Genomic DNA, 20,529 nt, shown 5'->3' with positions numbered 1-20,529 from the left:
CGGACGGAACGCACGGTCAACCTCATGATCGCCCGGGCCGGGCCGGGCCGGGCCGGGCCGGATCGGGCCGGGCCGGATCGGATCGGGCTGGGGTGGCCAGGGTGGGCAGACCAGGGCGGAGCGAGCGGACCAGGGGAAGCGGGGTGGACCGAGCGCGGAGCGTCAGGCGGTTGTGCGTTCGCGGAAGGTGGTGCGGTAGGCGAGCGGGGTGGTGCCGACCCGGCGGGTGAAGTGGTGGCGCAGCGCCGCCGCGTCGCCGAAGCCGGCCTGCTCGGCGACGCCCTCCACGCTCAGCGTGGTGTCCTCCAGCAGGTGCCGGGCCAGCAGCACCCGCTGGTTGGTCACCCAGTCGTGCGGGGTGGTGCCGGTCTCGGCGCGGAACCGGCGGGCGAACGTACGCGGGGCCATTCCGGCGCGCGCGGCCAACTCGTCCACTGTCACCGGCCGGCGGAGGTGTCCCATCAGCCACTCCAGCACCGGTTCCAGGGTGGGCGCCTCGGGCGCCTTCGGGATCGGCGCCTCGACGTACTGCGACTGGCCGCCGTCGCGGTGCGGCGGCACCACCATCCGGCGGGCCAGCCGGGTCGCCACGGCCGAGCCGTGCTCCTGGCGTACCAGGTGCAGGCAGGCGTCGATGCCGGCGGCGGTGCCGGCGCTGGTGAGCAGCCGGCCGTCCTGCACGTAGAGCGAGTCGCACTGCACCCTGGCGGCCGGGAAGCGCCGCTGGAGCTCGTCGGTGTACCGCCAGTGGGTGGTGCAGTCGCGTCCGTCGAGCACGCCGGCCTCGCCGAGGACGAACGCGCCGGCGCAGACGCTGAGCAGCCAGGCGTCCCGGTCGGCGGCGCGGCGCAGCGCGGCGAGGACCGGCTCGGGTATCGGGGCGCCGTCGGCGTGTGCGGGCACCGCCACCAGGTCGGCGTCCTCGACCACTGTGAGGTCGGCGGTGGGGGTGAGCAGGAATCCGGAGCGGCTGCGGGCGGGGCTGCCGTCGGCGGTGCAGACGTCGAACCGGTAGCTGGGGAAGCCGTCGGCGGTGCGGTCGGTGCCGAAGACCTCGGCGAGCACGCCGAGCTCGAACGCGGCGACCTGGTCCATGACGATGACGGCGACCGAGCGGAGCATGTGACGAGGGTAACCCGACAGGTGGCAGGAAATCGATGCCCAATGACATTCCTGCCACTGTCCCCATCGGTCGATTCCTCGCAGAATCAATGGTGTCCGGTGCGCACCGGCGGCGAAAAAGGTCTCAACCATACGAAAGTGAGCGCCGCCATGACCGTTCTGTTGTTCCTGGTTTTCCTGCTTCTCCTCATCGGTGCCAGCGCCTTCGGGCTCACCGCCGACACCCGCGACTCGGCCGACTGGAAGCCGAGCGACGACGGGCAGCGCTGGCGCTCCCGTACCTGCTGAGGTGATTTGTTCAGATCGCGCCGAAAATCCCCGGCGGGACCGCGCCAAAAGGGGCGGCCCCGCCGACGACGGCCGTGGGGCGTACGGCAGGCTAGGAGCATGGCTGACGGCTCCTGGTACGACGCCGACATCGACCACGTGATCATCTCGGAGGCCCAGATCCGCGACAAGACCGCGGAGCTGGCCAAGCAGGTCTCGGCGGACTACGCGCACGTCGAGGACGGCCTCCTGCTCGTCTGTGTACTGAAGGGCGCGGTCATGTTCATGGCCGACTTCGCCCGCGCGCTGGGCCGCCAGGGCCCGCCCGCCGAGCTGGAGTTCATGGCCGTCTCCTCCTATGGCCAGGGCACCACCTCGTCCGGCGTGGTTCGCATCCTCAAGGACCTGGACCGGGACATCGCCGGCCGGCACGTGGTGGTGGTCGAGGACATCGTCGACTCCGGCCTGACGCTGTCCTGGCTGCTGCGCTACCTGGAGTCGCGCTCCGCGGCGAGCGTCGAGGTGGTCGCGCTGTTCCGCAAGCCGGACGCGGTCAAGGTGCAGGTCCCGGTCAAGTACGTCGGATTCGACATCCCGACCGAGTTCGTAGTGGGCTACGGCCTCGACTTCGGCGAGCGCTACCGCGAGGTGCCCTACGTCGGGGTGCTCAAGCCCGAGGTGTACGCCCGGGCGTGAGGCCCGCCGAGCGCTTCGTCAGCGGACATTCAGCGGGCTCTCAGCCTTCCGGTCTACGGTAGGGGCCGGTGACGTGGAGGCACCCTCCACGCCCGACCCCCTGAACCGCTGACCGTGCGGTGTGGGTGGGCCGGGTGCGGAGCTCCCCGCCACGCCGGCCCCAAACCCGGGTTCGCCCTACGCGTAAGTGCCGGGCTCGCAAGCTCACGCGTCGCGCGCGCCGAGGTTTCGAATGTGCGCGACTGCGGGGCTCGCAAGCTCACTCCTCGCGCGCACGGTGTACCGTCGAATGACCGTGGTGCGGCAGTTTGCGTGCCCCGGGGGTCGGGCCGGCCCGCACGGCGGCCCCGGCCGCCGCTCAAGGCGGCGACACCATTCAGACGGTCAGGACGTCGATCAGGAGGATGCGGGCGCCTCGGCACCCGACAACAGCATGGAACGTACGCGTTTCTTCCGCCGACCGGTGGTCTGGATCATCCTGGTCATCCTCGGCGCCGTCGTGCTCAGTCAACTGTTCACCGCTGGTCCCAGCTACCACCGGGTGGACACTTCCGTCGCGCTCGACCAGCTCAACAAGGGCGGCATCGAGAAGGTCGTCTTCCAGGACAAGGAGCAGACGCTCCAGCTCGACCTGAAGGACAAGGCCAAGTTCGGCGACGACACCACCACCGACAAGATCGAGGCGCAGTTCCCGTACGAGGTCGGCGGCCAGGTCTGGAACCAGGTCCGCGAGGCCGAGGCGGCGGACCGGATCACCGGCCCGGTCGACACCAAGGTGTCGTCGGACAGCATCTGGGTCAGCCTGCTGGTCAACCTGCTTCCCATCGCGCTTCTCGTGCTCCTGCTGCTGTTCTTCATGTCGCAGATGCAGGGTGGCGGCTCGCGGGTGCTCAACTTCGGCAAGTCCAAGGCGAAGATGATCACCAAGGACACGCCGAAGACCACCTTCGCGGACGTGGCCGGGGCCGAGGAGGCCGTCGAGGAACTGCACGAGATCAAGGACTTCCTGCAGAACCCGGCGAAGTACCAGGCTCTCGGCGCCAAGATCCCGAAGGGCGTGCTGCTGTTCGGCCCGCCCGGAACCGGTAAGACGCTGCTCGCCCGCGCGGTGGCCGGCGAGGCCGGGGTGCCTTTCTACTCCATCTCCGGCTCCGACTTCGTGGAGATGTTCGTCGGTGTCGGCGCCAGCCGGGTCCGCGACCTGTTCGAGCAGGCCAAGTCGAACGCCCCGGCGATCGTCTTCGTCGACGAGATCGACGCGGTCGGCCGGCACCGTGGCGCCGGCATGGGCGGCGGCCACGACGAGCGGGAGCAGACGCTCAACCAGCTCCTGGTCGAGATGGACGGCTTCGACACCAAGGGCGGCGTCATCCTGATCGCCGCCACCAACCGGCCGGACATCCTCGACCCGGCGCTGCTGCGCCCGGGCCGGTTCGACAGGCAGATCCCGGTCGACGCCCCCGACATGGAGGGCCGCAAGGCGATCCTGCGGGTGCACGCCAAGGGCAAGCCGTTCACGCCCGACGTCGACCTCGACGCGGTCGCCCGGCGTACCCCGGGCTTCAGCGGCGCCGACCTGGCCAACGTGATCAACGAGGCCGCGCTGCTCACCGCTCGTAAGGAGCAGCGGGCGATCACCAACGACTCCCTGGAGGAGTCGATCGACCGGGTGATCGCCGGTCCGCAGCGCCGGACCCGGGTGATGAGCGACCAGGAGAAGAAGATCACCGCGTACCACGAGGGTGGGCACGCGCTGGTCGCCTGGGCGCTGCCGCACGCCGCGCCGGTGCACAAGGTGACCATCCTGTCCCGGGGTCGCTCGCTGGGTCACACGCTCGTCCTCCCGACCGAGGACAAGTACACCCAGACCCGGGCCGAGATGATCGACACCCTGGCGTACGCGCTGGGTGGCCGGGCGGCCGAGGAACTGGTCTTCCACGAGCCGACCACCGGCGCCGGCAACGACATCGAGAAGGCCACCCAGCTGGCCCGCGCGATGATCACGCAGTACGGCATGAGCTCCAAGCTCGGTGCGATCAAGTACGGCACCAGCGGCGACGAGCCGTTCCTCGGCCGCAACATGGGCCACGAGCGGGACTACTCCGACGCGGTGGCCGCCGAGATCGACGGCGAGATGCGTGCGCTGATCGAGCTGGCCCACGACGAGGCCTGGGAGATCCTGGTGGAATACCGGGACGTCCTGGACAACATGGTCCTGGAGCTGATGGAGAAGGAGACGCTCTCCACCGCCGACATGGCCCGCATCTGCGCGCGCGTCGTGAAGCGCCCGCCGATGGCGCCGTACCACGGCTTCGGCAAGCGTCTGCCCTCCACCGAGCCGCCGGTGCTCACCCCGGCCGAGAAGGAGGCGCTGAAGGCGCAGGCCCAGGCCGATGGCGCCTCCGTCGGCGGGTCCAGCAACAACTCGGACGGTACGCACTGAACAGCGATCCGACGACGGCCGGCTCCCCGCACAGGGAGTCGGCCGTCTCCGCGACCGAGCCCGACGGCGACGACGCGCTCGACTACGTGGCCGCGCGCCTGATCAGCGGCAAGCTGACAGGTGGCCCGGTGGAAGACAGCGTCGACCTCGCCCGGATCGAGAAGGCCGTCCGCGAGATCCTCATCGCGGTCGGCGAGGACCCGGACCGCGACGGCCTCCAGCAGACCCCGGCCCGGGTCGCCCGTGCGTACGCCGAGCTCTTCGCCGGCCTGCGGGTCGACCCGGCGCAGGTGCTGCGTACCACCTTCGAGGCCAACCACGAGGAACTGGTGCTCGTCCGGGACATCGACGTGATGAGCCTCTGCGAGCACCACCTGCTGCCGTTCCGGGGCAGCGCGCACATCGGCTACATCCCCGGCCCGGACGGCCGGATCACCGGCCTGTCCAAGCTGGCCCGGCTGGTCGAGGTGTTCGCCCGGCGGCCGCAGGTGCAGGAGCGGCTCACCTCGCAGATCGCCGACCTGCTGATGTCCAGCCTCGCCCCGCGCGGCGTCATCGTGGTGCTGGAGTGCGAGCACATGTGCATGGCGATGCGCGGCATCCAGAAGTCCGGCGCGAAGACGATCACCTCGGCGGTGCGCGGCGGCCTCCAGAACGACGCCAAGTCCCGGGCCGAGGCGATGGCACTGATCATGGCCCGCTGACCCGGCAATCCACCGACGGCCGCGTACTCCCGCCCGGGAGGCGCGGCCGTCGTCAGTTCGGCAGCATGGCCAGCAGCAGGCCGGCGGCGGTGAGCACCGCCGGGATCAGGCAGACCAGGGCGCCGAACCGGGGCGTGCGGTCCACCCGGTCGGTCGGACGCGGGCGGAAGATCCGCCCTACCGCCAGCCAGCCCAGCATGAACGCGACAGCCGGCAGCGGCAGCCCCACCAGCAGCGCCAGCACCGTCACCGCCCCCGGCCCGGCGACCGCGTAGAGCGCCAGCTGGAGCAGCGGCACCACGAGCGCCAGCGGCCCGTACACCAGCAGGTTGCGCGGCCGGGACGGCCAGCGCGCCAACCGGGGCAGGCCACGTGCGGCGAGCGTGTCGTCCGCCGCGTCCGCCCAGTCCCCGGCCGCGCGCAACGCCGCCAGCACCGCCGATGGCCCACCCGCCATCGACCGGGCCGCCTCGGTCACCTCCGGCGGCGTCGGAACCAGCGACAACGCCGGTACGCCCAGCTCACGCAGCCGGGACTGCTGCGGCGCCAGCCGTTCACGTACCGCTGTCAGCTCCTCGCGGGCCGCCGCCACCGACCGCGCCTGCTCCCCGGCGGCAGTGGCCGCCGCCCGGCGTACGCCGTCGAGCGCCCGCGCGGCCGCCACGTACTCCGCCCAGGCCGACTCGGCGGGGTCCGCCGCGGTTGTCGGTTCGCCGTTGCGGGGCCCGGGCACAGTCGTGCCGGTCTCACTCATGCCGACCCCTCCCCGGCGCCGAAGGGCACGAAGACGGTGCCCTGCTCGTCCGGGCCGTCCCAGAGCATCGCGCGTCCCGGCCGGGGCCGCCACCAGACCGGACGGTCGAAGAGTTGCTCCAGCCGCCCGCCCGGCACGTCGGTGACCGCCACGGCGGTGAGCTTGTCCACCTCGCCCTCCGGGCCGAGCAGCCCGGCCAGCGGCGCCGGCGTACGCCACCAGCCGAGCAGGTGCCGCCCGGCCGGCGGCCCCTCCAGCAGCAGCGACCGCAGCAGCTCCGGCGGCAGTTCCTCGGCGTCCGGCACGTCCAGCCCGAACACCACCAGGTAGCCGGGCTCGTCCGACGTCATCGCGGTTCGCAGCCCGGCCGCGTCGACGGTCTCCACCCGGTGCCGCCCGGCCAACTCCGCGGCGAGTACCCCGGCCGGCTCGGCCGACCCGTTCGCCAGCGGCGCCAGCACGAACCGGGCCGTGCCCGGATGCGCCACGGCCGCGCTGCGCACCGCCGTCACCAGCAGCCGCTCGGCCTCCTCGTCCCGGCCCAGGACGGCCAGGTTGCGCCCCGCGCCCGGCCCCAGCGGCACCGCCACCGTGGACCGCCGCACGTCCACCGCCCGGCCCAGCAACGCGGCGGGCGCGTGGGCCCGCCCGGCCAGCGCGGCCCGGTGCCGGGGGTCGTTGGCGAGCAGCGGACGGGCGTACCCGGCGAACACCACCGGCGGCGTCGCCGACTCGCCCCGTGCCTCCCAGAGACGTCGCCGCAGGCCGGCCAGGACATCCGGGTCCTCGTACGGGTCCGGGAAACGGATCATCCGTTCATGTCCCCGGGTCGCGCCGCGCGGGCCGCCCAGACCGCCCGCCGTGTTCACCACGGCGCTACCGACCGGCAGTCCGGCCGCCGAGTCGTTCGCCGGCTCCAGCACCGCCGAGCCGCCGGGCAGCGCCACCCGGACCGGGAACTGGCCGAGCAGCGGGTCACGCGGACCGCCGATGCCCAGGTCACCCTCGCCCGCGAGCACGAGGTGGATGCCGTACGACCGGCCGGCCCGGGCCAGCGCGTCCAGCCGGGTCAGCAGGTCGGTGGCGAGCCGGTCCCGCTCGCGCAACACCAGCGGAAAGTTGTCGATCACGCAGACGATCCGGGGCAGCGGCTGGTGCTGCCGCAGCTCGGCGTAGCGCTGCCCGCCGGCCCGCCGGGACGCCTCCTCGCGGCGGCGCAACTCCGCCTCCAGCTCGCCGAACAGGTCGGCCACGTACTCCCGGTCGGCCGCCATCCCCGCGGCGCGTACCTGCGGCACCCAGGAACGGTCCCGCTCGGTCTGGAGGAACTCCACGAAGGACTCACCGTCGGCCAGGTCGGCCAGGTAGAGCGCCAGCTCGTCCGGGCCGTACCGGGCGGCGAGCCCGAACAGCGCGTCGGTCAGGAACGCCGACCGGCCCGCCTGGCCGCGGCCACTGACCAGCCAGTGCGGGGTCAGCTCGGCAAAACCGAGGCTGACCGGGCGCCCAGCGGCGTCACCCACAGTGGTGCTCAGCCCGTCCGCCGAGCCGTCCGTCCAGAAACCGTCCGCCGGGAGCAGGTCACCCAGCGAGAGACGGGAGCCGTCCTCGATCTGCCGGACCAGCCGCGCGCACACAGCGGCGACCAGCTCGGCGGGCGGATCCTCGTCCAGGAACACCGGCGAGTTCAGCCCGCCCGGCGGCTCGGCGCCGGGACTGCTGAACCCGGCGCCGGGCGGATCGCCGACGAGCGCGTACGCGGTACGGACCGTGACCGCCGTGGCGCGCGGCAGCGCACCGCCGTCCGGCCAGCCGGCCACCACCAGATGCAGCCCGGCCCGGGGCCCGCCCTCGGCCAGGCCGGCGAGCCGGTCCAGGTCGGCTGTTGTCGTGCCCTCCGGCAGCGCGGCCACCACGAGCAGCAGCGTCCGGTCGTGCGCCCGCTGCCGGGCCGTGCCGGCTGCTACCCACTGCTCCGCCTCGGCCAGCACCGCGCGCATCCCCGCGAGGTCGGTGGCGGGCGGAGGGAGCAGACCCGCGTCGGCGAGCGTCGCGTACCCGGCGAAGGTCGCACCGGAACCGCCGTCCACCGCACGGGCCAGCAGCGCGCCCGCCGGCGTCGCCGCGAACACGCGCAGCAGCAGCGCCCGGAGCAGCCCGGCCACCCGAGGGTCCGAGGCGTCGGTGTCGAGGCTCACGTGGCCGCTGCCGAACAGGGGCGCGAGCGCGGGGAACCGGGCGTCGTCGAGCGGCGCGGCGGAGCCCACCCGGACCAGTGGCGGCGGGCCGTCACCGGGTGGCGTCGCCGCGGTCAACGTCTCCAGCGGACCGCCGGCCCAATCCGGCGCCGCCAGTTCGGCCGCCGCGCGCAGGCGCTCGGCCAGCTCGTACTGCCGGTGATGGTCCGCCGGCGCGGGCCGGATCTCGTCGAGGATGCCCGCCGCCGCCGTCGCGGCGGCCTCGGCCCGGCGGTGCAGCGCGGCGGCCCGGCCGGCGCGCGCCTTCGGAGTCGCCACCGCGTCCACCTCTCTTCCCGAGGCCGACATCTCCTCCCCGAGGTGTGACGGTAACCCAGCCGGGGGCCGTCCACCGGGATGTCGGTCGGCGCGGTGAGCTGACCGGCGGTGAGCAGCCTCACCCCGCCGCCGGGCGGCGTCCGCCCGGCGGTTCGCCACGATCCGCCGGTTCCAGGCATTGGGTACGCGACGCGCAGCCGATAGCCTCAGGAGGTGGAATCAGTGCAGCCCCCCGCCGGTTCCCAGGTGTCCCGAGTACCGGCGCAGCGGACCCCGCCGGAGCAGTTGGCGCCCTTCGCGCCCGCTCCCGCACCGGTACGCCCCAAGCGTTCGCTGCGTACCGTGATCGCCGTCGTCGCGGGGGTGCTGGCGCTGCTGTGCACGGGTGGCGCGGTGGTCGGTTTCGTGCTGTACGACCGCGCGACGGCCCCGGACCGAAGCACCCCCGACGTCGTGGTCGACAACTATCTGCGAGCTTTCCTCGTGGACCGCAACGACACGAGAGCTGAGGAATTCGACTGCGCTGGGAGAGCGGACGCTGACGCATTGCGTGCGCTTCGCGAAGACCTCGTAGCCCGAGAGCAGCGCTTCAACACGACGATCTCGGTGAGCTGGGGCCCGCTGGCCGTCCAGCAGTCCGGGGAGTCCGCAGTGGTCGAGGTTGAACTCATCATCTCCGCCTCCGTCGAGGGCATCTCACAGAGAGATCGACAGAGGTGGCGGTTCGAGACGAGGCGCGACGACGGCTGGGGCGTCTGCTCCGCGCAGCGTGCCGACTGACTTCCGGCTATTCCAGCCAGAGCAGGTGCACCGGTATCTCAAGCGTGGTCGGTGCCTGGCCGCGCCAGGCCCACCGGTACCACTCCAGCTCCGGGGCCACCCGGACGCAGATGTCGCCGTCCGCCCCGGAGTAGGTCTCCGTGACGGCGCGCAGGTCACGCCGTTCCACGCCGCTGTCCACATGCACCACGCGCCGGCCGGTCACCGCGTCGGCCTCGAACACCGGGGTGGGCGGCCGGCGGTTCGGGGCGTCCAGCGAGACCAGCCGGATTCCCGAGGCGGTCGGCGCGGTCGGCGAGGGCCGCTCGCCGATCGTCTCCACCCAGACCCGTTCCACTGGGACCAGCGGGGCGAACACCTCCACCTGCTCGGATTCGGCCCGGTACCACTCGTGCTCGGGGATGACCGGCACGTAGGTGCGGCTGCCCTGCACCACCCGTTCGTCGGCCCGCAGGTCGCCGCGCCAGCCGAGACCGGGCAGGCCGACGAGCACCCGGCGGCCGCGCAGCTCGGCGCCGCCGGTGGCGGGAACGGTCTCGACCGGTCGGGGCGGCAGTGGCGCCCAGTCCGGCCGGTCGGCGAACGGGTCGGGCAGGGGATTGCTCATCCGCCCGGCCTCACTCGGTCTCGCCGAGGGGCGCGCCCCGCTTGCGCATGAAGGGCACCGGGTTGTCCGCGCCGTTGCTGGACCGGTCGCCGTTCCTGTGCACCTCGAAGTGCAGGTGCGGGCCGGACGAGTTGCCGCTGCTACCGGAGAGCCCGATGACCTCGCCCGCCGCGACCGACTGACCCGGCACCACCCGGGGTCGCTCGACCATGTGGCAGTAGCGGGTGATGAACCCACCGGCGTGCAGGATGTCCACGAACCATCCGCAGCCGCCCTTGTTCGGCCAGCCGTCCCGGTCGCAGTCCTTCCGCCCGGAGCGGTCGGGGTCGCAACGGGCCACCAGCACCCGGCCCGCCGAGGCGGCGTGGATCGGCGTGCCCTTCGAGGCGGCCAGGTCCACGCCGTGGTGGCTGGGACGGGCGGTGGTGCGGAAGCCGGAGACCACGCCGCCGGGCAGCGGCGCGGTCCAGCCGGAGGCGGCGATCCGGTCTCCGGCAGCCGCGTCGCACACCGCCTTGCCAGCGATCTCCACGGTCCGGGCGGCACCGCCGGCGAGCGCGTCGACGATGCGTCCGGCCAGTTCCTCGTGCTTGGCGTAGGCGTCGGGGTAGGCGCTCACCTGGACCCGCTGGGCCACGACGGTGAGCGGGCGCTGCTGCCAGTTCGGCACCTTCACCATCTTCTGGTAGAACTTCCGGGCCGTGTACGAGGGCGTCATCCGCTGCTCGACGCTGCCCCACCCGGGCCGCTGCTGGAACAGGCCGAGCGAGTCGTGGTCGGCGCCGACTCCCTCGTGCGGGAGCGCGAGCGACGCCGGGACCGTGCTGTTCGCCAGGTTGCGCAGTGCTGATTCCTGCATCGCGGTGGCGAGCGCGATCACCCAGCCGCGGGCGGGGACCTTCATGTCCTGGCCGACCTTGATGATGACCGCGGCGTTACGCAGCTGGCCCTCGCCGTACTCGGCGAAGCGCGGCATGTCCCCGGTCGGGTTCACCTGGTAGGCCGGGTCACAGTTCAGGGCCGCGAGCTTCGGGTCGTCCTCGTCGCCGCCCAGTTCGGTGAGGAAGAAGGCGCCGGCACCGCCGACGCAGCAGAGCAGGGCGAGTGCCGCCGTGATGGCGGTGGCGAGCACGCCGACCCGCAACTTCCGGCGGACCTGTCCGGCGACCGCCGGGCCGCCGGTCATGACCGCTCCCAGTCGACGGCGTCGACCAGCCAGGGGCCGTCCGGCGCGACGAGTTCGAGCCGGAGCGTGCCGTTGTCCAGCGGAACGAGCGCCTCCACGAAGGACTCGGTCCGGGGCCGGAGCGTGGGTGCGCCTGTCGTCTTCCGTGCCGGCACCGTCTCCGGGTCGGAGTCTGTCATCTTCTCCGCCAGCGCCGGGGTGGAGAGCGGTCGGAGCCGGGCCTGCCAGGCGTCGCCGGTGCTGCCCGGGCCGCTCAGCCATGCGGTGGTGAACCGTCCGGCGACCTGCTCCGGCGTGGCCTCGCCCGGCCGGGTCTTGGGGGCGACAGCGGTCGGCGGGCTGGCCAGCACGCCGTCGTCACCAGCCTCCGGATCCGCGGTGCTGATCGGCTGGCTGGGGCGGCTGGTCAGGCCGAGACCCGAGTCGACGGGGCCGCCGACCAGGCGGGCCGCGCCGATCACCCCGAAGACCAGCACGGCGATCACCAGGGCGATCCCGAGCCTCGACCGGAGGATCCGGGTGAAGAGGAACTCCAGCGCGCGCCGCACCGGACTCACCGGGCCTCGGAGCGGATGCGCGGCGCCGGCCGGGCCGGGGCGGTGCCGCGGCCCGCCGAGTCCGGCCGGTAGACGGCGTAGGAGGGTGCCTCCTCCGGCACGTCCGGCTCGGTCCAGGTCGACGGCGCGCGCCGGGGTCGGGGCGCACCGGTCGGACTCCCGCCCGGCCGTCCGCTCGCGGGCGCCCCCTCCGGCCGTTCCCGCCCGTCCGGTCGCTCCCGTCCGGCGGGTGTGGCGCTGTGCGCCGGATCCTCGTGCCGGGCCTCCGGCCGGAGGCTGCGCTGGTCGGCCGTGACGGTGCGGCGCTTGCCGATCGTCGGCTCGTTGGTGCCGCCGGGCTCGGCCACGTCCAGCCGGGCGGCGATCCGCATGTCCCGGAAGAACCGCCGGTGCCAGGAACCGGCCGAGCTGACCGCCTCGCTGCTGTCCTTGCCGCCGAGCTGGGTGATCCGCCGGTACGGCCGCAACAGCAACCAGCCGACCACCCCGCAGAGCCAGACCAGCACCACCTGGAGCCAGCCGGGCAGCGTGGCGGTGTTCATGATCAGGTCGACGGCGAAGAGGTAGATGGCCGCGCCGGTGCCGAAGATGGCGATGTTGAAGACGGCCGCGACCACCGCGTTCGCCAGCCGCCGGAGGCCGGCGCTGGCCGGGCGCATCAGGCCGACCGTGCCGAGGATCGGCGCGGCGATCACCGCCCAGCGGAAGATCAGGAAGCCGAGCAGCACCAGCAGCGACGCGGTCAGGTCGAACATCGCGAAGAGCACCGAGGCCAGCACCGCGATGAACCCGGCTCCGATCCGGTCCATGTCCCGCGTGCCCTGGAGGTACTCGTACGCCTCCGGGTCCTCGGTCTTGATCTGCTCGGCAACACGGGCCCACTGCTGCTGCTTGGCCTTGATCGTGCCCTCGCGGGTTGCCGGATTCTGGCGGAGCTTTTCCGACTCCTCCCAGGTCAGGGACTTCGCGTCGTAGAGCGCTTCGCCGTACTTCTTCGCGGTCTCGCTGTCCGCCGAGCCGAGCACACCGCGCAGCCAGTTCCGGTACAGCATCGTCTCGGTAGCCGTGTCGCTGGCGCGCACGGCGGGTGGCCGCTTGTCGACACAGGCGCTCGGGTTCGGCAGTACGCACTTGTCCGGCGGAACGGTCTTGGAGGTGGGGCCGACCGCGTCGTGCACCACGCCCAGCGTGGTGATCAGCGTGTTGTCGGCGATGTTCGCGGACTTGACCGGCCAGGCGGCCAGCGCGGTCACCGCCACCATCACCAGCAGGGCCCAGCCCGCCGTGGTCATCGCGTTGCTCATGTCCGACTGGCGGGACCGCCAGAGCAGGTAGAGCCCCACCACGCAGACGGTGATGATGCCGAAGACGCTGAAAACCTTCTGGTAGACGGCCTTCGTGGCCTGCTCCACCAGCGGGTCCGCCCAGCTCCACATCGTTCGCGGGTCCCAGGCGCGCTCGCGCAGCGCGTTCGACGCGCCGATCATCGCATTAGCGAACATGAACTCGCCGTTGGCGACCATCGTGGTGAAGCGGTAGTCCGGATGGAGCACGGAGGAGGCGCAGCCGCCGTCGACGTCGTACGTGTTGTAGCTGTATCCGGCGTAGCCGTAGTGGCTGTAGAGGCCACTCGGCCCGAGCTCCTTCGCCGAGTCGGGCCGGGACGCGAACCAGCCGGCCAGGCCCGAGTCCGGCGCGGCGGGCACCGGGGCGTTGCGGCACTCGACCTGGTCCTCGCTCACCGCCTTGAGGCGGCCGACACAGGCACGGAAGTCGGCCTGCCACTCCTTGGTGCTGCACAGCTCGGCCCGCGCCTGGGTGACCGGCGCGGCGGCGTACGCGGGTGTGGCCGCCCCGATCACCGGCCAGGAGATCGTGGCCCCGGCGAGTACGCCGAGCGCGAGGAGGAGCGCCGCGATCCGTGCCCGGGCCCTCGCCATGTCACGCCTCCAGATCAGCCAGGACGGTCGGCAGTATCCCGGCGGCCTGGGCGACCGCGGCGGGGGTGGTGTCCAGGTGCTCCAGCAGCCCGTCGACGTACGACACGTCGACCCGGACCTTCTGCACGCGCCCGTCGACGTCGCGCATGACGAACTCACGGAAGCCGAGCCGGTTGGCCGATCCGCTGTCGGCCTGGGAGAGCGAGGCGAGCGTCGCTTCGTACCCGTCGTCGACAGGCACCCGCAGCAGCCGCAGCGCCTCGGAGGCGATCTCGCTGTCCTCGGCGATCCGGCCGACGAAGACGGTGGAGACGAGGTTCTGCACGTCGAGGCCGAGGATGTCCTTCGGGTTCTGCGAGGCGACGAGCGCGGCGAGGTTCCACTTGCGGGAGTCGCGGGCGAGCCGGACCAGGAATGACCGGCCGGAGCGCCAGCCCTCCATGAAGTGGGCCTCGTCGAGGCCGACCAGCTTCCGGGAGGACATCGACCCGCCGTAGCAGCGGCGTACGGCGAGCCGGTGCGCGGTGTGCAGCATCGGCAGCGCGAGCGCCTCCTCGGCCGACCAGTACTCCCGCTCGATCTTGAGGTCGGGGAGCCGCAGGCCGGCCATGGTGATGACGGTGAGGGCGGCGTCGGCGCCGAGCAGCCCCTCCGGCGGCCGGCCGAAGAACAGCATGGCCAGCGGCATCTCGGCGGTGTCGAGCAGCAGGTGGGCCAGTTCCCGGCCGGCGTCGTCGTCGAGCCCCTGGAGGCAGGTCACCACGTCGTCGAGCGTCGAGGTCTCCTCGGCGGGCACCTGGCGTACGGCGTGCCGGAACAGTGTGGCGGTGGACGCCTCCCGGGCCACCTGCGGCGGCACCAGCATCATGCAGATGTCCTGCACCAGCATCCGGCGCTCGGCGCGGGCGTTCGACACGGCGATCTCGAACTCGCGGTCACCGGCCGCCCCGGCGCCGAACTCGGTGCGCAGCGGTGTCGGGATCAGCGCGTACGGCGCCAGCGTGCCCTGCTCCGAGCCGGTCAGGTTGAGCACCCGGGAGTACGGGGCGAGTTCGGGCATGGCGCAGAGCCGGGCCAGTGGGCCGGACGGGTCGAGCAGCGTCACCTGCACGCCGCGCCGCGCGGACAGGTAGCCGAGCGCGCCGAGCAGCGTCGACTTGCCACCACCGGGTTCGGCGACGAAGACGGCGAGGCCGGAGCGTTCGCGTACCTCCATCGGGAAGTGCAGGTCGAGGAAGACCGGCCGGCGGCAGGTGCCGGCGGTCCGGCCGATCAGGTCGCCCCGCCGGTCGCCCACAGTGGACGCTGCTTGCGGCAGCGCGGCGGCGAGCAGGTTGACCGGCATCCGCCGGACGTAGCCGGTGTTGGCGATCGGCTCGCCGGGGATGAACTCGCGGGCCAGCCAGTCCTGGTTCTTCGGATGCTGGAGCGAGATGCGCAGCTCACGGGAGTAGAGCTGGATGAGCCGCCGGGCCCGCTCCAGGCACTCCTCCCGGGTCCGGCCGCCGACCGCGATGCGGTGCCAGCCGTGTGCCCGGGCCGAGTCGACGGGCAGGCCGGTGGTCATCTCGTCGCCGATCACCAGCGCGCGCTTGGCCAGGCGTTCCAGCTCCGGCGGGGCGTCGATGCCGTGCTCGGCGTAGTCGAGCTGCTGGGAGCGGATCATCCGCAGCCGGTGTTCGAGGTTCCGGAAGGAGTCGTTGGGGCCGAGGATGTCGACCCGGGTGGACAGCTCCATCGGCCACGGCAGCCGCTCGTGGAAGTGCAGCCAGGGCTCGTGCCGCTCGGGGATCTCCAGCGGCTCCATCCGGCCGACCGCGAGCACGGCGACGTGCCGCTCCTCGCCGGTCATCCGGTTGACCAGCTTCACCGTCGAGCCGTACGGGGTGCGGTAGCGCTCGACCTGCTCGGTGAGGGCCAGCAGGTCGCCGCGTTCCCACCGGCCGTTGGTGATCGGGGACAGGACGCCGGGCGGCGCCATGCACAGCGCCACCGAGCGGTAGAGCAGCCATTCCAGTTCGGGCGCGGTGACCCGCCGCCCGCGCATGCCGAACGCGCCGAGGACCTCGTCGAACTGCTCGACGGTACGGCTCAGCCGGCGCCGCTCGCCGTCGGCGGTGCCCCGGCCGAACGTGCGGAGCAGGCGTTCGGTGAGCGAGTCGCCGAGCGACCGGCGGGCGAACGTGACGCCGAGGTAGGTCTGGCCCTCGGCGTGGTTGACCGCCATCAGGTGCCGCTGGGCGGCGACCAGGTGGTCGGCCCAGCCGGTGGTGCCTGGCACGTCGGGCAGCGGGGCGGCGGTGTGCGCGTCGATGGTGCGGGCCCACTCGTCGGCCGGGAACGGCCGGGTGGTGCGGCGCAGGTGCAGCCGGAAGCCGGCGAGTCCGGCGTACTGCTCGGAGATCGCCGAGAGCAGCGCCTCGCGTTCGGCGTCGGGCCGGAACGCCCACCGCACCTCGGGCAGCCAGTACCAGGCGGTGACGGTGTTGGGGGTGAAGGTGAGGTGGCCGGCGATCTCGGTGATGGCCAGCTCGACCGACGGGTCCCGGTCACCGAACTTGATCTTCGGGGCGCGAACCCGGACCGGCTTCGCCGGCCGGTTCCGGCGTTCCGGCGTGCGCTGCCGGGGCGGCGCGATCTCGCGGTGTTCCGGACGGCCGACCTCCCGCGCCGGCGCTGCGCCGGTCGCGAGCGGTTCCGCCGGAGCGAGGTCCGCTTCCCGGTACTCGGCGGGTGCGGGTCCGGGCGCGGCGATCTGCGGGGGCGGCGGGAGTGCCGGCTCCGGCTCGGCCGGGGGCCGGAGCGCGGGCAGCCGGTCACCGGCCTGCTGCGGCACCCGGCTCCGGGACGGCGGCGGCGGGGCGAGCGCGGCAGGCGGGTCGGGCAGGGGCGGCTCGACGGGCAGGGGCACGGCGCGCACCGGCTCGGGCCGGGGACGCCCGATCGCGCGTACGCCGGGAGCCTGCTGGCGGGCCGGTGGCTCCGGCTCGGCCCGGGGCGCGGGCTCGACCGGCGCGGCGTGCTGGTGCGGGATCGGCAGGGGCTCACGGCCGACGCCGCGGCGGGGCGGCGCCACCACCGGCTCGACCGGCGGGGGCGGCGTGGGGGCGGCGGGTCGCCGGACCCGGGGCTGCGCGCCGCCGAACAGGTCGAGGAAGGGCGAGTCGATGTCGCCGTCGGGGCGTACCGGCTCGCGGGGGGTGATCGGTCGCGGTGGTTGGAAGACACCGACCCGGCCGTGGCCCGGGCTGGTGACGAGCGCGCCGTCCAGGACGACCTCGTCCAGATCCTCGTCCGGTGGGTAGTCGAACGATCGCTGACGGTTACCGTTCGGCCCGGCCGGACGCCCGGCCGGGGGACCCGGCGTGGAAGAGCGACTCATGCGACCGCCTCACCCGCGTCGTTCGTCTGCACGGTTGTCGTACGCCCGGTCATGCCAGTTCCTCCCGGATCCTGATCCGGCTCGCGACGAGCCGCGGGTCCCGCTGCTCGGTGGCCGGTTCCCGGGTGCGTCGCCAGTCGGTCAGCGCGGTCCGGATGACCATGCGCGCGGGCCGGTCCGGGTCGACGTACCGGAAGATGAACGAGGTGGTCACGATCGCCAGCGAGATCTCCCAGGCGGGGAAGAGCTCGACCTGGAGCGTGAACAGCCAGTGGATGAACATGTAGAGGGGTACGAGCAGCATGAACAGGCCGTACTGGGCGTACGGCAGGTGAACGGGAAGGGTGTACCCGGGCGGCCCCAGGTAGACGAGGCGTGCCCGGTAGATGTCGTCGTCGGTGCGCAGCCGCATCGTCGCCCAGCGTCCTACTCGAAGATCAGGTTGATCAGGTAGTCGCCGACGAAGAAGAGCGTGGCGGCGCCGGCGATGAAGGCCAGGCCGATGATGGCGATGGCCGAGCTGGTCAGCACCTTGGAGATCTCACCCCGGCTGGCCCGGCCGATGAAGATCACCCCGAGGACGGCGAGCAGGATCGGCGCGATCTTGCTGGCGAAGAAGGTGACGACGTTGTCGGTGTCGATGCCCTTCGGAGCCGGCTCGGCGAGTGGAGTCGACGCCAGGGTGTGGAGCGCGTGGTCCACGGCGCTCGACGCCGTTGCCATGAGCTCGATGGCGATCACTGGAAACCTCCCCAAGGTCGCGGCCGGCGGTGCCGCGTTGGTGCAAGTAGGCAAGCCTGGCGGGATGGTGCTCGGCGGACACGGCAGTCATCGACGCTGTGTCCGTGACCCACCACGCTGGGTGGTGAGTTATGGGCGGATTCTTCCCGCTTCGGCCCTCCCTCCAGGCTTCGTCATCTCGATGCTGGGCAATTCCAAAGCGTACGGCCCGGCCACCTTTGCGACAAGCCGTGAAGAGTCGACCCCGAATCGCCCGGAAGACCGATCGTACACCTGTTCCAATCCGCATGTCAGGGCTGCTGCGTCGGCGGCTCGCCCGGTCGCCGGAAGCCCTGCCGGCGACCGGTACTGTCGGCTCCGTGACCGATCTGGTATGGGCGGAGACCCCGGTGGTGATGGGCGTCCTCAACGTCACGCCCGACTCCTTCTCCGACGGCGGCAGATACGCCGATCTGGAGGCGGCCGTCGCACACGGGGTGCGACTGCGCGCCGACGGCGCCGACCTGATCGACGTGGGCGGCGAGTCCACCCGGCCCGGCGCCGACCGGATCGACGCGGCCACCGAGACCGCCCGGGTGCTGCCGGTGGTCCGTGAGCTGAGCGCCGCCGGCATCCGGGTCAGCATCGACACCAGCCGGGCCCGGGTCGCCGAGGCGGTCCTCGCCGCCGGCGCGTACGTGGTGAACGACGTCTCCGGCGGCCTCGCCGACCCGGACATGGCCCGGGTGGTCCGGGACGCCGGCTGTCCCTGGGTGCTCATGCACTGGCGGGGGCACTCCCGGGAGATGCGCGACCTGGCCACGTACACCGACGTGGTGGCCGAGGTCCGGGACGAGCTGAGCCGGCGGGTCGACGCCGCGCTCGCCGCCGGGGTGGCCGCCGACCGGATCATCGTCGACCCGGGCCTGGGCTTCGCGAAGACCGCCGCGCACAACTGGGCTCTCAGCGCCCGCCTGCCCGAGCTGGTCGACCTGGGCTTCCCGGTGCTCTTCGGGGCCAGCCGCAAGTCCTACCTGGGCCGGCTGCTCGCCGACGCGGCGGGCGAGCCCCGGCCCACCGCCGGGCGGGAGGCCGCCACGGTCGCGACGAGCGTGCTCGCCGTCGCGGCCGGCGCCTGGGGGGTACGCGTGCACGACGTTCGCGGCACCGCCGACGCGCTCGCCGTCTGGCGGGCCACCGGTAGCCCGCGACTCGCCACCGCGACCGGCCCACGGCGCGCGACCGCGTCGCCGCCGGCAGCGGCCGCCGGCAGGCAGCAGACGGAAGCGGCGACCGGCGGCACCCGGGCGGCGGAAGCGGCCACCGGCACGAGCGGAGGCGACAGATGACCGACCGGATCGAACTGACCGGCCTGCGGGCGCACGGACGGCACGGCGTCTACGACTTCGAGCGCGCCCAGGGGCAGGAGTTCGTGGTCGACGCGGTGCTCGAACTGGACCTGGGACCGGCCGCCCGCTCCGACGAGGTGACCGACACCGTGCACTACGGCGAGCTGGCCGAGCGGCTGGTCGCGGTGATCACCGGCGAGCCGGTGAACCTGATCGAGACGCTCGCCGACCGGCTGCTCGCGGTGTGCCTGGCCGAACCGCTGGTGGCCGCCGCGACGGTGACGGTGCACAAGCCGGAGGCCCCGATCCCGCACGCCTTCCGGGACGTGGCGGTCACCATGCGGCGTACCCGGTGACCCGGGCCGTGCTGTCGATCGGCAGCAACCTGGGTGACCGCCTCGGCCACCTGCGCGGCGCGGTGGCCGCGCTCGGCGACCGGGTGCTGCTGGTCTCCGGCGTCTACGAGACTCCACCGTGGGGGGACGCGGACCAGCCCGCGTACCTGAACGCGGTGGTGATGGTCGCGGACCCGGCGGCGGCGCCGGAGGACTGGCTGGCCCGCGCCCGGGCCGCGGAGGCGGCGGCCGGGCGCGCCCGCGACCCGGAGCGGCGGTACGGGCCGCGCACGCTCGACGTGGACGTGATCGCGGTCTGGGACGACGCCGGGCAGCCGGTGCTCCGCGACGACCCCGAGCTGACAGTGCCGCATCCCCGGGCCCACCTGCGCGCGTTCGTGCTGCGCCCGTGGATCGACATCGAGCCGCACGGCCGGCTCCCCGGGCACGGCTGGCTGACCGATCTGCTCAACGCCGAGCCGCTGGCCGGTGACGCCCTGGAACTGAGCCCGCGACCCGATCTGACGCTAGAGTCGGACACATGACCCGGTGGAGCGTGGCCCGGCAGTGGCGAGCTGAGGAGGTGCGGTGAGCACCGACCGCTCCCCGCAGGGGCCCGACCGCTTCCGGATGGGTCCGACCCGGGCGTCCACGCTCGTGGTGGCCGGCCTGGCCGCCGCCGCGGTGGCCTGGCTGCTGATCAGCGGCTTCTACTACGACTTCGCGCCGGACCTGCCCTGGCTTCCGGTGATCACGCTGGCCGGCCTGGCCGTGCTGGAGGGCTACGCGGCGGTAAACACCCGCAGCCGGATCGAGCGGCGGCCCGGCCGGGAGCCGGTGAACCCGCTGCTGGTCGCCCGGTTCGTGGTGCTGGCCAAGGCGTCCGCGCTGGCCGGGGCCATCTTCGCCGGCTTCTACGCCGGCCTGACCGGCTGGCTCTTCGTGGAGCGGACCAACGCCGCCCAGGGCGATCGCCCCGCCGCGCTCGGCGGTCTGATCGCGTCGCTCGCGCTCGTCGCCGCCGCGCTCTGGCTGGAACGCTCCTGCCGGGTGCCGGAGCAGGAGGACGACGAGGACCGCGAGCCGGGCGACCGCGAGACGCCGCGCGGGCGTCTCTGATCCGGGGTTCCCCACACCCCGGCCCGGCGGTACCGTCCCTGGCGACCGGAGA

At 73.2% G+C, this 20,529-nt stretch carries 19 protein-coding genes; 9 read left to right on the top strand and 10 right to left on the bottom strand.

Annotated features, from left to right (window positions below; all coding sequences use genetic code 11):
- Positions 1 to 162: 162 nt before the first annotated feature.
- Positions 163 to 1,122 (bottom strand): GlxA family transcriptional regulator, encoded by a 960-nt coding sequence (locus tag AMK25_RS16595; protein WP_073829234.1) that lies wholly within the window; start codon positions 1,120 to 1,122, stop codon positions 163 to 165.
- A gap of 150 nt (positions 1,123 to 1,272) precedes the next feature.
- Here AMK25_RS16595 and AMK25_RS32425 point away from each other — a divergent pair, with 150 nt between their 5' ends.
- The 4 genes from AMK25_RS32425 to folE all read left to right on the top strand — a co-directional run bounded on the left by AMK25_RS32425 (position 1,273) and on the right by folE (position 5,232).
- Entirely contained in the window at positions 1,273 to 1,410 is a 138-nt protein-coding gene (locus AMK25_RS32425) for a hypothetical protein (protein ID WP_198937533.1), read from the top strand.
- Between the two features lie 99 nt (positions 1,411 to 1,509).
- Complete coding sequence (gene hpt / locus AMK25_RS16590; RefSeq protein ID WP_013288988.1) at positions 1,510 to 2,085, top strand: hypoxanthine phosphoribosyltransferase; 576 nt, start codon at positions 1,510 to 1,512, stop codon at positions 2,083 to 2,085.
- Between the two features lie 433 nt (positions 2,086 to 2,518).
- Positions 2,519 to 4,528 (top strand): ATP-dependent zinc metalloprotease FtsH, encoded by a 2,010-nt coding sequence (gene ftsH, locus AMK25_RS16585; protein WP_073829233.1) that lies wholly within the window; start codon positions 2,519 to 2,521, stop codon positions 4,526 to 4,528.
- Between the two features lie 86 nt (positions 4,529 to 4,614).
- Positions 4,615 to 5,232 carry a GTP cyclohydrolase I FolE gene (gene folE, locus AMK25_RS16580; RefSeq protein WP_013288986.1) on the top strand — a complete coding sequence of 206 codons (618 nt, stop codon included), beginning with the start codon at positions 4,615 to 4,617 and terminating at the stop codon, positions 5,230 to 5,232.
- Positions 5,233 to 5,284: 52 nt separating this feature from the next.
- Here the strand turns inward: folE and AMK25_RS16575 are convergent, their stop codons facing one another.
- Positions 5,285 to 5,986: a hypothetical protein gene (locus tag AMK25_RS16575; RefSeq protein WP_073829232.1), complete on the bottom strand. Its 702-nt coding sequence runs from the start codon at positions 5,984 to 5,986 to the stop codon at positions 5,285 to 5,287.
- Positions 5,983 to 8,511 carry an FtsK/SpoIIIE domain-containing protein gene (locus AMK25_RS16570; RefSeq protein WP_198937532.1) on the bottom strand — a complete coding sequence of 843 codons (2,529 nt, stop codon included), beginning with the start codon at positions 8,509 to 8,511 and terminating at the stop codon, positions 5,983 to 5,985. The genes AMK25_RS16575 and AMK25_RS16570 overlap by 4 nt, the downstream gene beginning before the upstream one ends.
- A gap of 213 nt (positions 8,512 to 8,724) precedes the next feature.
- On the opposite strand from AMK25_RS16570, the gene AMK25_RS16565 reads away from it, so the two are divergent.
- The gene (locus AMK25_RS16565; protein WP_073829230.1) at positions 8,725 to 9,282 is read left to right on the top strand and encodes a hypothetical protein; all 558 of its coding nucleotides are present in this window, start codon (positions 8,725 to 8,727) and stop codon (positions 9,280 to 9,282) included.
- A gap of 7 nt (positions 9,283 to 9,289) precedes the next feature.
- Here AMK25_RS16565 and AMK25_RS16560 read toward each other — a convergent pair whose 3' ends face one another.
- Genes AMK25_RS16560 through AMK25_RS16530 form a run of 7 tightly spaced genes read right to left on the bottom strand, consistent with a single transcriptional unit; the run spans position 9,290 to position 17,695 of the window.
- Positions 9,290 to 9,889, bottom strand: coding sequence for a hypothetical protein (locus AMK25_RS16560; protein WP_073829229.1), 600 nt, complete (start codon positions 9,887 to 9,889; stop codon positions 9,290 to 9,292).
- Between the two features lie 10 nt (positions 9,890 to 9,899).
- Positions 9,900 to 11,075, bottom strand: coding sequence for a M23 family metallopeptidase (locus tag AMK25_RS16555; RefSeq protein WP_073829228.1), 1,176 nt, complete (start codon positions 11,073 to 11,075; stop codon positions 9,900 to 9,902).
- Complete coding sequence (locus tag AMK25_RS16550; RefSeq protein WP_073829227.1) at positions 11,072 to 11,632, bottom strand: hypothetical protein; 561 nt, start codon at positions 11,630 to 11,632, stop codon at positions 11,072 to 11,074. The genes AMK25_RS16555 and AMK25_RS16550 overlap by 4 nt, the downstream gene beginning before the upstream one ends.
- Positions 11,629 to 13,572: a hypothetical protein gene (locus AMK25_RS16545; protein WP_073829226.1), complete on the bottom strand. Its 1,944-nt coding sequence runs from the start codon at positions 13,570 to 13,572 to the stop codon at positions 11,629 to 11,631. Before AMK25_RS16545 ends, AMK25_RS16550 begins: the two co-directional genes overlap by 4 nt.
- 1 nt (position 13,573) lies before the next feature.
- Positions 13,574 to 16,954: an ATP-binding protein gene (locus AMK25_RS16540; protein ID WP_073829225.1), complete on the bottom strand. Its 3,381-nt coding sequence runs from the start codon at positions 16,952 to 16,954 to the stop codon at positions 13,574 to 13,576.
- A gap of 49 nt (positions 16,955 to 17,003) precedes the next feature.
- Positions 17,004 to 17,366, bottom strand: a complete 363-nt coding sequence (locus AMK25_RS16535) for a hypothetical protein (protein WP_013288977.1) — start codon at positions 17,364 to 17,366, stop codon at positions 17,004 to 17,006.
- Positions 17,367 to 17,380: 14 nt separating this feature from the next.
- Complete coding sequence (locus tag AMK25_RS16530; protein ID WP_013288976.1) at positions 17,381 to 17,695, bottom strand: hypothetical protein; 315 nt, start codon at positions 17,693 to 17,695, stop codon at positions 17,381 to 17,383.
- 359 nt (positions 17,696 to 18,054) lie between these two features.
- Here AMK25_RS16530 and folP point away from each other — a divergent pair, with 359 nt between their 5' ends.
- The 4 genes from folP (at position 18,055) to AMK25_RS16510 (ending at position 20,477) form a co-directional block, all read left to right on the top strand.
- On the top strand, positions 18,055 to 19,023 hold the full coding sequence (folP, locus tag AMK25_RS16525) for a dihydropteroate synthase (RefSeq protein WP_241826373.1): 969 nt from the start codon (positions 18,055 to 18,057) through the stop codon (positions 19,021 to 19,023).
- Positions 19,020 to 19,379: a dihydroneopterin aldolase gene (gene folB / locus AMK25_RS16520; RefSeq protein WP_043327897.1), complete on the top strand. Its 360-nt coding sequence runs from the start codon at positions 19,020 to 19,022 to the stop codon at positions 19,377 to 19,379. The genes folP and folB overlap by 4 nt, the downstream gene beginning before the upstream one ends.
- Positions 19,376 to 19,903, top strand: a complete 528-nt coding sequence (gene folK, locus AMK25_RS16515) for a 2-amino-4-hydroxy-6-hydroxymethyldihydropteridine diphosphokinase (RefSeq protein ID WP_073829224.1) — start codon at positions 19,376 to 19,378, stop codon at positions 19,901 to 19,903. Before folB ends, folK begins: the two co-directional genes overlap by 4 nt.
- An 85-nt stretch (positions 19,904 to 19,988) precedes the next feature.
- Positions 19,989 to 20,477: a DUF3180 domain-containing protein gene (locus AMK25_RS16510; RefSeq protein ID WP_104114026.1), complete on the top strand. Its 489-nt coding sequence runs from the start codon at positions 19,989 to 19,991 to the stop codon at positions 20,475 to 20,477.
- The last annotated feature ends 52 nt before the right edge of the window (positions 20,478 to 20,529 follow it).

Source organism: Micromonospora sp. TSRI0369 (genome assembly GCF_001905625.1).
Lineage (GTDB): Bacteria > Actinomycetota > Actinomycetes > Mycobacteriales > Micromonosporaceae > Micromonospora > Micromonospora echinospora_A.
The sequence above is the reverse complement of the archived record's forward strand: the minus strand, read 5'-3'. Positions and strand labels throughout refer to the sequence as shown.

Coding starts and splice junctions, on each gene's coding strand:
- AMK25_RS16595 (WP_073829234.1), bottom strand. CDS start 1,122: ATGCTCCGCTCGGTCGCCGTCATCGTCATGGACCAGGTCGCCGCGTTC.
- AMK25_RS32425 (WP_198937533.1), top strand. CDS start 1,273: ATGACCGTTCTGTTGTTCCTGGTTTTCCTGCTTCTCCTCATCGGTGCC.
- hpt (WP_013288988.1), top strand. CDS start 1,510: ATGGCTGACGGCTCCTGGTACGACGCCGACATCGACCACGTGATCATC.
- ftsH (WP_073829233.1), top strand. CDS start 2,519: ATGGAACGTACGCGTTTCTTCCGCCGACCGGTGGTCTGGATCATCCTG.
- AMK25_RS16575 (WP_073829232.1), bottom strand. CDS start 5,986: ATGAGTGAGACCGGCACGACTGTGCCCGGGCCCCGCAACGGCGAACCG.
- AMK25_RS16560 (WP_073829229.1), bottom strand. CDS start 9,889: ATGAGCAATCCCCTGCCCGACCCGTTCGCCGACCGGCCGGACTGGGCG.
- AMK25_RS16555 (WP_073829228.1), bottom strand. CDS start 11,075: ATGACCGGCGGCCCGGCGGTCGCCGGACAGGTCCGCCGGAAGTTGCGG.
- AMK25_RS16545 (WP_073829226.1), bottom strand. CDS start 13,572: ATGGCGAGGGCCCGGGCACGGATCGCGGCGCTCCTCCTCGCGCTCGGC.
- AMK25_RS16540 (WP_073829225.1), bottom strand. CDS start 16,954: ATGAGTCGCTCTTCCACGCCGGGTCCCCCGGCCGGGCGTCCGGCCGGG.
- AMK25_RS16535 (WP_013288977.1), bottom strand. CDS start 17,366: ATGCGGCTGCGCACCGACGACGACATCTACCGGGCACGCCTCGTCTAC.
- folB (WP_043327897.1), top strand. CDS start 19,020: ATGACCGACCGGATCGAACTGACCGGCCTGCGGGCGCACGGACGGCAC.
- AMK25_RS16510 (WP_104114026.1), top strand. CDS start 19,989: ATGGGTCCGACCCGGGCGTCCACGCTCGTGGTGGCCGGCCTGGCCGCC.